Here is a 10,238-nt window from a genome sequence, read left to right on the forward strand (position 1 = left end):
CTCAGCTGGTCTGAAGCTGCCGCAGGTGCTGCTGGACGTTCTCCAGCGCACCCTCCCGGCGGCCCGGCACCCGCAGTCTCAACTCCGCGAGCGCGGGCCCGAGTTCACGGGCCCGCGCCGTGTCCTTGATGGCGCCCCACTGGTGGTGGGCGCGGTCCGCGGCCGCCTCGACGGCCGGTGCGTCGGCCGGCTGCCCGGCGGCCAGCCGGGAGTGCGCCACGGTCAGCCAGGTACGGCAGCTGCGCGCCGCGTCGCCGGCGAACATCGCGAGGTCCGCCCGTACCTCGGACCAGTGCAGGGCGTCCTCGCAGGCCGGCCCGTGCACCCGGGCGGCCGCCTCCTCCCAGCGGGCGGCGAGCCCGTCCGCCTCGGCGTACCGCCCGTCCCGCACGGCCGCGCTGATGGCGTCGTGGGGATCCCCGCTGTCCGGGGTGTGCGTGCTGAGCAGCAGGTCGGAGGCGAGGTCCGCCCCGAGCCGCGCGAGCACCTGCCGGTGCAGCTCCGCCATCGCCGGCCGGTGCCCGCTCCGCAACACGGTCGCCACGGCCTTCATGTACGACGGTACGGCGACCGCCCGGCGCGCGGCCTGCGGTGCGATCCGCCCGTGCACGGCGTTGTTGCGCCCCGAGTCGAGGGGCGTGGTGAGCAGGTACTGCCAGGTCTCGGGGTCCGCGTGCAGATCGACGACCAGGGTGGTGGCACCGGGCGGGCGCAGCCGCAGCTCCTCGCGGATCCAGTGCCAGGGCAGGCCGGTGTAGCGGACGGTGGCGGGCGTGGTCCGGGCGAGCGCGAGATGCGGGAGCCGCTGTTTGCGGTCCAGGTGCAGCTGGCCCGTGACGAACACGGTCAGCGGACCGGGGGCGGCCGCCGCGGCCCGCAGCCGGGTCAGCACGGCCTGCGGCTCCAGGGGGTCGGCGAGTTCGACGACGTTGGCGGTCTCGGTGCCGGAGAGTATCGCCGGGGGCACGGCCGCGAGCACGGGGAGCACGGAGGCCGCGTCCACCAGACGCGCTTTGCCTGTCGGCGAGGCGGCGATCAGCAGCACGGTTCCGGGCATCGGACCCTCCCCCTTTGTTCCCCGGCTTCACTTACGTCAGCACGGTAACCGCTGCGCTTGCAAAGCGGAGTGCGCGGGGAAGGTTTGGGCCGGGTTACAACCGCTACGCCCCCCGACACCGCCTCCCCCTTCCCATCCCCCACCACGAGCCCAGCCCCGCCTCCCCCTTCCCGTCGCCCTCTTCTCCACCGCTCCTTCTTCTCTCCTGCCTTCCATGCCCACCTGCCTCTTTTTCCGCCGCGGCGGTGCTCGGTCACGACGGTGGAAGTCGGCGGTGCCGAAGCTGCCGGTACCCGCCGTTGGAACGCCGGCCGGTTGCGGAGTGCAGCACCGTTGTGGCTCGTCGCGCAGTTCCTCCCCCAGCCTTCGGCCGGGGGTACCCCCAGCGCCCCTAGGGGGTTGCTGTCGGAGTCGCTGAAACGGCTCGGCGCACCGCGAAGATCGTGGTGTCGTCGGAGAGGTGGCCGCGGGTGTGGTGCAGGACGCTGTCGCGGATGTGGGCGACCAGGTGGGCCGGGTCGGGGGCGGGGGCCTGCGCGGCCGCCTCGGGCAGGACGTAGAACACGCCGTCCGCGTTCCTCGCCTCCGTCACGCCGTCCGTGGTGATGAGAAGCGTCTCGTCGGCGGCGAGGGTGACCGTGAGGGTCGGTGGCGGACCGGTCGCCGGAGTCAGGTCGGCCATCCCCAGGGGGAGTCCGCCGCCCGGCGGCAGCGCCCGCACCCCCGTCGGTCCGACCGCCAACGGCGGCTCGTGGCCGAAGTTGACGATCTCCACCACATCCGGCGCCCCCGGCGGGAACCCCAGCAGCACCGCGGTCGCGAAGCGGTCCCCGTCGTCGCGGCCCAGCGCCACCGTGTGCCGCCGGTGCCGGACCATCCGGGTCTCCAGCCGGTCGGCCACCGTCGCCAGGTCCCGTTCGTGGTACCCCGCCTCACGGAACGTCCCCAGCAGCGCCGCCGCCGTCTCCACCGCCCCCAGCCCCTTGCCCTGGACGTCCCCGACCAGCACCCGCGTGCCGAACAGCCCGGGCTGGATGTCGTAGAAGTCGCCGCCCACCCGGGCCTCGGTGTCGGCGGCGAGATACACCGCCGCGTGGTCCATCCCGGCCCACCCCGGCGGCAGCGGCCGCAGCACGGTACGCCGGGTCGTCTCGGCGATGTCCCGCATGTGCAGCATCCGCCGTTCGCTGTTCCTGCGGACCGCGCAGGCGAGGATGGCCAGCAGCCCCGCGAAGGCGACCAGGATGAAGTCGGGCAGCCCGGCCTGGTACTGGTGGGGCCAGGCGCTGTCCACGGCGACGTAGTCGAGGACCGACAGCACCGCGAAGACCGCGGTCGCGAAGACCCCGCAGACCGCCGCCGCGATACCGGGGACCAGGACGATCCAGGAGATGATCCGGAACCGCTCCGTGGTGTTGAGGTCGACCGCCGTGATCCCGGCGAGCAGCAGGAGCGGCGCCACCCAGGCGATGCTCCGGCCCCTGGCCCGCAGCAGCTCCTTCCACCGCCGCAGGGCCTGGTGGTCGGTCACGTCAGTCAGGGAAACACGGGCGGGGACGCACCGCACGTCGTACGGGACGGCTCGGGGGACGGGTTCTCGTGCCGACCGACTTGCCAGGGGGTACCCGCAGGTGTGCTCTGGAGGGTGGGGGCGAGGAGAGAGGAGCACGCTCATGGCTCAAGCGGCACCCACGTCCGGCGGTATGCCCCGGGGCGGCCGTACGCCCGACGTGTTCAGCGCGCAGACGCACGCCAGGGCCCGGGTGGCCGTGCCCGTGGTGACCGGGCTGATCTACGGCGACTGGGCCGCGGCGAACCGGCGCAGCGGCGGGCCCATCACCGGCGGGAACCTGCTGTTCGGCTTCCTGTCCGCACTCGTCTTCGCGGTGGTGCTGTTCGCCCTGCTGACCTATGCCCCACGGCTGAGCCGGGAGCTGCACGCGGTGGTGTGGACGGCGTTCGCGGGCATCGCCTTCGGCTTCCTGTACAGCCAGACCGGGGAGTCGGTCCTCAGGTCCGTCGGCATGTCGCTGGCGGTCGCGGCGGTGACGTTCATCCTGATGTTCTACCGGTTCTACACGCACGAGGACGCGGCCGGGAACCGTATCCGGTAGCGGAACCGCATCCGGTAGCGGCGCCGCCGCCCGGTGGGCGCGGCGTACGCGTGGCCCCGGCCCTGGGCCCCTGCCCTCACGGCCGGGGCCGTCGTAGCGCCCGTTCGGCTTGACCTGCGCCCCGCGATGCCCCCGAATGCAGTCACACCGCTCGCCTGACCGGCCCCCAGGGGCTTGCCTGGAAGCGTGCCCCCCGTGCCTCCCCGGCCCGCGCCGCGCTCACGTCTTCGGGGCGCCCTGTCGGCCCTGCTGATCGCGCTGGCCTGCCTGCTGCTGCCGTTCGGCGCGCTCGCGGCGTGGGCGGCCTACGGGCTGGCGGACACCGGACAGTACGTCAGCACGATGGCACCGCTGGCCGACGACCCGGACGTCCGGGACGCCGTGGCGGACACCGTCGGCGACGGCATCATGCGCGAGGTGGACGTCGGCCTGCCGATGCGGGGCACGGTGGCGCCGTTCGTGCGCGAGGCGGTCCGATCCTTCACCCAGACCCGGGCGTTCCGGCTGGCCTGGGACGCCGGCAACCGGGCCACCCACGACGCCGTGCTGCGGGCGCTCCAGGGCGAGCGCGAGGAGCCCGTGACCGTCGACCTCGCCCCGGTCACCGCGCAGGTCAAGGACCAGCTCACCCAGGACCATGTGCCGCTCGCGGCCCGTATCCCGGTCCAGCACACGGCGGTCGCCGTACTCCCGGCCGCCGAACTGGACCGGCTCCGGAAGGGGTTCCACGTGCTCGAAGTCGCCGGCTTCTGGCTTCCCGTCGCGGCCGTCGTCTTCGCGGCCGGCGGCATCGCCGTCGCCGTCCGCCGGCGCCGTGCCGTCACGGCGACCGCGCTGGGCACGGCCCTGGGCGGTGCCCTGCTCGGCCTCGCCCTCTCGGTCGGCCGCCGGCTCACCCTGGCCGACCTGCCGCCGGACGTCTCGCACCCGGCCGCGGCCGCCGTCTACGACGCCCTGACGTCCACCCTCCGCACGGTCTCCTGGCTGCTCGTGGCCCTCGGCCTGACGGTGGCCGCGGCGACCTGGGCCGGCGGACGTCTGCGCCGGCCGAGGTCCCAGGAGGCGCGGCAACCGGCCGCCGGCACAGCCGATTCCGCGTCCCTCAGGGCCGATTCACAGACTTCTGACCAGAACATGCCAGTCACGTAACCGGCTGCTTCTCCAGGGGACACCCGGCGGGCGCCCCGGCCGACCACCGTGGCGGAACGACGGCCACCGGTACGGAACGCCGGCGGCCGACGTGACCTGAGGAGCTCGCACCCGATGAACCGTCCCACCGCGCGCCGTGCCGCCGTCGTCCTCACGGCCGGCCTCGCCCTGTCGTTCGCCGCCGCGCTGCCCGCGCAGGCCGCCGACTCGACCGTCACCGAGGCCCAGTGGCTGTCCGACGTCGCCGCCGTCACCGGCCCCGCGCAGACCTACATCGACAACCGCGCCGCCGCCAACACCTCCGGCGCCAAGCTGGCGATCGTCCTCGACATCGACAACACCTCGCTGGAGACGTACTTCGAGGGCGGCATCACCATCCCCGCCACCCCGCCGGTGCTCGCCCTCGCCCAGGACGCGCACGCCAAGGGTGTCAGCGTCTTCTTCGTCAGCGCCCGCAGCGACCTGTACAACGTGGTGACCAAGGCCAACCTGAAGTCGGTCGGCTACACCGTCGACGGCCTCTACGCGCGCACGGTCGCCCAGCTGCTGACCGAGTCCGTCGCGGACTTCAAGACCTCGCAGCGCAAGGCGATCGAGGCGAACGGCTACGACATCGTCGCGAACATCGGCAACAACACGACGGACCTGTCCGGCGGTTACGCCGACACCACCTACAAGCTGCCGGACTACGACGGCCTGCTGGACTGACCGTCCGACGGGGGCTGCCGCGGACCGCGCGCCGCGAGGGCGGCCAGCGTCCGCAGCGCCCCCACCAGCTCCGGCTCCGCCGCCGACGCGAGCCCGAGCCGTACCGCGTCCGGTGTCCGCTTCGGGTCGACGCGGAAGGCGGTACCGGGCGTGACCGCGATCCCGTGGGCGGCCGCGGCCGCCGTGAAGGCGTCCGCCCGCCACGGCTCGGGCAGCTCCCACCAGGCGAAATACCCGTGCGGATCGCCCCGTACGGCGAACCCGTCGAGCACCTCGCGCACCAGCCCCTGGCGCCGCGCGGCCTGCTCCCGCTTGGCCGCCACCAGCCGCGCCACGGTCCCGTCCCCGATCCACCGCACGGCCGCCTCCAGCGCGAACGCCCCCGCGCTCCACCCCCCGGACCGCACGGCGGCCGCCACCGCCGCCACCCGGTCCTCCGGTACGACGGCGAACCCCACGGTGAGACCGGGCGCGACCCGCTTGGAGAGCCCGTCGACGAGATGCACGAGCCGGGGCGCGAGGGCGGCGAGCGGCGGCTCGGGGCCGCGGTGCAGGAACGACCAGATCCGGTCCTCCACCACGGGCACTCCCAGGTCGCTCACCGCACGCGCCAGCTGGAGGCGGCGCTCGGCCGGAACGGTCACCGAGGTCGGGTTGTGCAGGGTCGGCTGGAGGTAGAGCACGGAGAGCGGCGCGGCCCGGTGCGCGGCGAGCACGGATTCGACGACGGGCCCCGCCTCGTCCGTCCGTACCGGGACGAGCGTGCCGCCGAGCCGCCCGGCGATCTCCTTGACCAGCGGATACGTCAACGGTTCCACCCCGATCCGGCCGCCCGGCCGCACCAGGGACCCCAGGGTGGCGGCGATGGCCTGCCGGGCGTTGCCGGTGAAGAGGACGCGGCCGGGGTCGGGCCGCCAGTCGCCGGTGGCGAGCAGTTCGGCGGCGGCCTCCCTGGCGTGCGGGGTGCCGTCGGCGGCGCCCGGCCGGAGGGCGTCGGTGAGTGCGTCGGGCCGCAGCAGGGGAGCGAGGGCCGGCGCCAGCAGCTCCGACTGCCCCGGCACGGAGGGGTAGTTGAGCTCCAGGTTCACCCGGGCGGCGCCGTCCTCGACCAGCGCCTGCCCCTCCGGCGCCGCCTGCGCGGCCCGCACGAACGTCCCCCGACCGACCTCGCCCACCACGAGCCCGCGTCGCACGAGTTCGGCGTACACCCGCCCGGCGGTCGAGGCGGCGATCCCGTGCCGCCGCGCGAACGCCCGCTGCGGCGGCAGCCGTTGCCCGGTCCGCAACCGCCCCCGCGCGATGTCCAACGCGATCCGGTCCGCGATCCCCCGGAAGTCGTCCACGGTCCCCCCCATGTCCTATTGCACCGAGAGCAAAGATTTTATTGCACCGAGGAATGGGAGATCCATAGGGTCGGCCGCATGCCCCCCTTCCTCGCACACGACGACGCCGGCGACCACTACGACAATCATCCACACACCACACGAACCCCCCTCCTCCTCATCCACGGCCACCCGTTCGACCGCACGATGTGGCGCCCCCAGCAGAGGGCCTTCGCCCCCACCCGCCGGGTCGTCGCCCCCGACCTGCGCGGCTACGGCGCCTCCCCGGTCACCCCCGGCGTCACCCCCCTCTCCCGCTTCGCGGCGGACCTGGAAGAACTCCTCGACGCACTGGACGTGCCCACCTGCGTCCTCGTCGGCCTCTCCATGGGCGGCCAGATCGCGATGGAGTGCTACGACCGCCTCGGCCCCGAGCGCGTCCGGGGCCTGGTCCTGGCGGACACCTTCCCGGACCCGGAGACCCTGGAGGGCAGACGGACCCGCAACGCCATGGCCGACCGGCTGCTCCGCGAGGGCATGCGCGGCTACGCCGACGAGGTCCTGGAGAAGATGGTCGCGCCGCACGCCCACCCCGACGTGAAGGCCCACGTCCACCGCATGATGACGGCCACGGACCCCGAGGGCGCGGCAGCGGCCCTGCGCGGCCGCGCCGAACGCCCCGACTACCGCCCGCTGCTGACGAAGGTCACGGTCCCGGCCCTGGTGGTGGTGGGCGCGCACGACGAATACACCCCCGTCTCCGACGCCGAGACCATGCACGCCCTCCTCCCCGACGCCACCCTCCGCATCATCGACCGCGCATCCCACCTGCCGAACCTGGAACGCCCGGAGGAGTTCAACCGGGCACTGGAGGAGTTCCTGACCCGGGTGGACGAAGAATCGTGACCCCTCGCGACGGACACACCGCCGGACACACCGATCCACACCCGCATACGAAAGCCGATCAGCCCCTCCCAACGAGCCCAGCGCCCAAGGACGACAACCGGCCCGCACCCCCACCCTCCAGCCCATCCGCCGCGCGAAGGACGAAGACCCTCCGGCACCACCCTCCAGCCCGCCCGATGCCTGAAGACGACAACCGGCCCGCACCCCCACCCTCCAGCCCGTCCGCCGCGCGAAGGACGAAGACCCTCCGATACCACCCTCCAGCCCGCCCGATGCCTGAAGACGACAACCGGCCCGCACCCTCACTTTCCAGCCCGTCCGGCGTTTGAGGACGAGGCCGTTCAGGCCGATGCGGGGGTCCGGGGGCGGCAGCCCCCGAAGCGGCCCGCGCCCTCCTCGTGGACATCACCCTCCACCGGGCACCGCCCCTGATAATGGGCGCATGTCCCGCGAGTTCCCCATCGGCCTCACCCCTCCCGACTGGCTGGTAAGGAACCTCCGGCCGCAGCAGGCAGCCCCCCTCAACTGGGCCGCCCTCGCCCGCGCCGCCCTCGGCATGGCGCTCCCGCTCGCCGTCGGGCTCGCGGTAGGACAGCCCGCCTACGGCGCACTCGCCTCGATGGGCGCCCTGTCCGGCGTCATCGGCGACACCGCCGACGCCTACCGGATGCGGATCCTCAACATCGCGGTCCCACAGCTCTTCGGCGCCGTCGGAGTCACCGCCGGCTCCCTGGTCTACGGCCAGGGCTGGCTGACGGTCGCCGTCATCACCGGCATCGCCCTGCTCTCCGGGATGATCTCGACGATCGGCGCGGTGTCCTCCGTATCCGGCCTGCTCCTCCTGCTCAACTCCGTGATCGGCGCGGGCCTCCCGCTGCCCGGCGCCTGGTGGCTCACCCCGGTACTGATGACCGGCGGCGGCCTGCTGGTCCTCCTCCTCGCCCTGCTGGCCTGGCCACTGCGCTCGGGCGTACCGGAACGCTCCGCGGTCGCCGCCACCTACCGCACGGTCGCCGACCTGCTGTCCGTCAGCGACTCCGACGACGCCGAGGCGTACGACCGCGCCCGGCACACCGTCACCCAGTCGCTGAACCAGTCGTACGACCTGATCCTGGCCCGGCGCGCCCGGTACCGCGGCCGCAGCAGCGAACTCACCCGCATGCTCGCCCAGTTGAACGCGATCACCCCGGTGGTGGAGGCCGCCCCGGCCGTCCGGCTCGCCCGGCAGGCCGGAAAGCCGCTGCCGCCCCAGGTCCCGGCCGCGGTCCTGCACATCGCCGACGCCATCGAGACCGGCTACACCGGACCGATAGGGCTCGACCTGCCCACGCCGGTCAACGAGACCGGCCGCGCCGTCGACCACGCCCTGCGGCACGTGGCCGAGGTCGCCACCACCCCCGACGTCGACCCGCGCGGCATCGACGACCGCCTGGGCCGCCCCGCCGCCCTCGGCATCCGCACCGCCCGGGCCGCCCGCAACGTGGTCCTCTCCGCCAACTCCTGGCGCTACGGCATCCGGCTCGCCCTGTGCATCGGGATCGCGCAGGCCCTGGTCTCCCTGGTCCCGGTCCCGCGCTCCTACTGGGTCGCCCTCACCATCACCTTCGTCCTCAAGCCCGACTTCGGCTCGGTGTTCTCCCGGGCGCTGCTGCGCGCGGTCGGCACGGTGGCCGGCCTGGTGGTGGCGGCGACGGTCCTCACCGTGGTGCCGCGCGGCTGGTGGGACGTACCGGTGATGATGGTCCTGGCCCCGCTGGTCCCGGCCCTGACCCCGCGCGGCTACGGCTTCCAGACGGCGGCCGTCACCCCGGTCATCCTGCTCCTCTCCGACGTACTGAACCACCAGGGCACGGCGCTGCTCCTGCCCCGCCTCCTCGACTCCCTGATGGGCTGCGCGATCGCCCTGATCGCCGGGTACCTGCTCTGGCCGGAGAGCTGGCGCACCCGGGTCGGCGACCGCCTGGCCGACGCGGTGGCGGACACGGCGGCCTATGTGGAGCTGGCTTTCAATCCGAGCGCCAACCCCGCCGCCCGCGCCCGGCTGCGCCGCCGCCTCTACCGCGACCTGTCCGTCATCCGCACCGAGTTCCAGCGCGCCCTGACCGAGCCGCCGCCCACCGGCCGCCGGGCGGCCGCCTGGTGGCCCCTGGTCGTCGCGGTGGAACGCATCGTCGACGCGACGACGGCGGCCCGGGTCCGGGTCCGGCACGGAGCACCTCCCCCGGACCGGGCCGAGGTCGACCAGGTGGCCCTGCAACTGCGCGAGCTGGCGGAGGGCGTCCGCCGCTCGGAGACCCTCGTCGCGGTCCGCACGGACCTCACGGGCCCCCCGGACAGCGTCCTGGAACCCCTGCGCCAGGAGGTGGCGGCGGCCAGAGCGATCGCCTCCCCGCACTGAGCGCATCCGCACTTTACTCTCCCATTACCAACCCTTGACGCAAGCGTGACGACGGGGACGGGACGGCCCACCCGAACGGCCGCCGAATGAACGAGAGGTGAACTGAACCAAACCGAGGGCTACTTGACGACAGTCTGGGACTCGACCGCCGTACGCCCGACAGGAGTCATCGACCCTCCCCAAGATCGCAACCTGGGGCCGCTAACCTTACGTGTCCGTCCTGGCCAGCGATTGACGGGTATCAACTCACGCGAAGGGTTGCGCACATGGGCATTCTCACTCTCCTGCGGAACGCATTCGGCAGGTCGCGAAAGCCGCGCCCTGCCGAGGCAGAGGGTGCGGACCAGCTCCCCTCGCAGTCCACGCCGGCCCCGGCGGCTCCGCAGAAGACCCCGGAACCGGAAACCCCGGCCGCGGTCCCGGAGCCCCGCCCGGCAACGACCGACGAACACGATCTGGTCTCAGCGGCTTTCGACAACGTAACGGTTCCGAAGCAGGCGACCCGCCTGATCGAGCCGGAGGTGGCGGTCGACACGACGGAGACCGCGCCGGAGCCGGAGCCGGAGCCGACGGCCGAGGCGACC

The 10,238-nt window shown here is 73.6% G+C and carries 8 protein-coding genes and 1 pseudogene; 6 read left to right on the forward strand and 3 right to left on the reverse strand.

Features of this window, described 5'->3' with window-relative positions; translation table 11 throughout:
• Position 1: 1 nt before the first annotated feature.
• Positions 2-1,057, reverse strand: a complete 1,056-nt coding sequence (locus ACFWPQ_RS46635) for a hypothetical protein (RefSeq protein ID WP_384049753.1) — start codon at positions 1,055-1,057, stop codon at positions 2-4.
• A 391-nt stretch (positions 1,058-1,448) separates the two neighbouring features.
• Positions 1,449-2,588 (reverse strand): PP2C family protein-serine/threonine phosphatase, encoded by a 1,140-nt coding sequence (locus ACFWPQ_RS46640; RefSeq protein ID WP_384049755.1) that lies wholly within the window; start codon positions 2,586-2,588, stop codon positions 1,449-1,451.
• A 142-nt stretch (positions 2,589-2,730) separates the two neighbouring features.
• On the opposite strand from ACFWPQ_RS46640, the gene ACFWPQ_RS46645 reads away from it, so the two are divergent.
• The 3 genes from ACFWPQ_RS46645 to ACFWPQ_RS46655 all read left to right on the forward strand — a co-directional run bounded on the left by ACFWPQ_RS46645 (position 2,731) and on the right by ACFWPQ_RS46655 (position 5,028).
• Positions 2,731-3,171 carry a hypothetical protein gene (locus tag ACFWPQ_RS46645; RefSeq protein ID WP_384049758.1) on the forward strand — a complete coding sequence of 147 codons (441 nt, stop codon included), beginning with the start codon at positions 2,731-2,733 and terminating at the stop codon, positions 3,169-3,171.
• A gap of 195 nt (positions 3,172-3,366) precedes the next feature.
• Entirely contained in the window at positions 3,367-4,320 is a 954-nt protein-coding gene (locus ACFWPQ_RS46650) for a hypothetical protein (RefSeq protein ID WP_384049761.1), read from the forward strand.
• 114 nt (positions 4,321-4,434) lie between these two features.
• The gene (locus ACFWPQ_RS46655) at positions 4,435-5,028 is read left to right on the forward strand and encodes an HAD family acid phosphatase (protein ID WP_384049764.1); all 594 of its coding nucleotides are present in this window, start codon (positions 4,435-4,437) and stop codon (positions 5,026-5,028) included.
• Here the strand turns inward: ACFWPQ_RS46655 and ACFWPQ_RS46660 are convergent.
• Positions 5,007-6,371: a PLP-dependent aminotransferase family protein gene (locus ACFWPQ_RS46660; protein WP_384049767.1), complete on the reverse strand. Its 1,365-nt coding sequence runs from the start codon at positions 6,369-6,371 to the stop codon at positions 5,007-5,009. The two genes, ACFWPQ_RS46655 and ACFWPQ_RS46660, sit on opposite strands and share 22 nt — an antisense overlap.
• 78 nt (positions 6,372-6,449) lie before the next feature.
• On the opposite strand from ACFWPQ_RS46660, the gene ACFWPQ_RS46665 reads away from it, so the two are divergent.
• The 3 genes and pseudogenes from ACFWPQ_RS46665 to ACFWPQ_RS46675 all read left to right on the forward strand — a co-directional run.
• Positions 6,450-7,256, forward strand: a complete 807-nt coding sequence (locus ACFWPQ_RS46665) for an alpha/beta fold hydrolase (RefSeq protein WP_384049770.1) — start codon at positions 6,450-6,452, stop codon at positions 7,254-7,256.
• 442 nt (positions 7,257-7,698) lie between these two features.
• A complete protein-coding gene (locus ACFWPQ_RS46670; protein ID WP_384049772.1) occupies positions 7,699-9,654 on the forward strand; it encodes an FUSC family protein in 1,956 nt (651 codons plus the stop codon).
• 266 nt (positions 9,655-9,920) lie between these two features.
• Positions 9,921-10,238 (forward strand): annotated as a pseudogene (locus ACFWPQ_RS46675) (Toxic cation resistance protein); the annotation flags it as partial.

This window comes from Streptomyces sp. NPDC058464 (assembly GCF_042721035.1).
Taxonomy (GTDB): domain Bacteria; phylum Actinomycetota; class Actinomycetes; order Streptomycetales; family Streptomycetaceae; genus Streptomyces.